This is a genomic window from Streptosporangium vulgare (assembly GCF_042428775.1).
Lineage (GTDB): Bacteria > Actinomycetota > Actinomycetes > Streptosporangiales > Streptosporangiaceae > Streptosporangium > Streptosporangium vulgare.
Window position 1 is genome coordinate 1 of sequence record NZ_JBHMBS010000116.1, and the last position, 1,022, is coordinate 1,022.

Genomic DNA, 1,022 nt, shown 5'->3' on the forward strand with positions numbered 1-1,022 from the left:
ATGAGCAGGCCGATCACCTTGTTCACCGGCCAGTGGGCCGACCTGCCGTTCGAGGAGGTCTGTCGCCTGGCCTCGGGCTGGGGCTACGACGGCCTGGAGATCGCCTGCTGGGGCGACCACTTCGAGGTCGACAAAGCCCTCAGCGACGACGACTACATCCCCCGCAAGCAGGAGATGCTCGCCAAGCACAATCTGAGCGTCTACACCATCTCCAACCACCTGGTCGGCCAGGCCGTCTGCGACAACCCCATCGACGCCCGCCACCAGGGCATCCTGCCCGCCCGCATCTGGGGCAACGGCGACGCCGAACAGGTCCGCCGCAACGCCGCCGAGGAGATCAAGAACACCGCCCGCGCCGCCGCCAAACTCGGCGTCGACACCGTGGTCGGCTTCACCGGCTCCTCCATCTGGCACACCGTCGCCATGTTCCCCCCCGTCCCACCCCAGATGATCGAAGACGGCTACGCCGACTTCGCCGACCGCTGGAACCCCATCCTCGACGTCTTCGACGAGGTCGGCGTCCGCTTCGCCCACGAGGTCCACCCCAGCGAGATCGCCTACGACTACCACACCACCGTGCGCACCCTGGAGGCCATCGGCCACCGCCCCGCGTTCGGCCTGAACTGGGACCCCTCCCACATGGTCTGGCAGGAGATCGACCCGGTCGCCTTCATCCTCGACTTCGCCGACCGCATCTACCACGTCGACTGCAAGGACGCCAAGGTCCGCACCGGCGACGGCCGCCGCGGCCGCCTCGCCTCCCACCTGCCCTGGGCCGACCTGCGCCGCGGCTGGGACTTCGTCTCCACCGGACGCGGCGACGTGCCCTGGGAGGACTGCTTCCGCGCCCTCAACGCCATCGGCTACGACGGACCCATCTCCATCGAGTGGGAGGACGCCGGCATGGACCGCCTCGACGGCGCCCCCGACGCGCTGGCCATCATCCGCAAGCTCAACGCCATCACCCCGCCCACCGCGGCCTTCGACGCCGCCTTCTCCTCGGACTGAATCTCCGGACCGAA

At 69.1% G+C, this 1,022-nt stretch carries 1 protein-coding gene; it reads left to right on the plus strand.

What is annotated here, in order from left to right:
• A partial coding sequence (locus ACFFRH_RS44230; protein WP_386164189.1) for a sugar phosphate isomerase/epimerase family protein occupies nucleotides 1-1,008 on the plus strand: 1,008 nt, incomplete at its 5' end.
• Nucleotides 1,009-1,022: the final 14 nt, after the last annotated feature.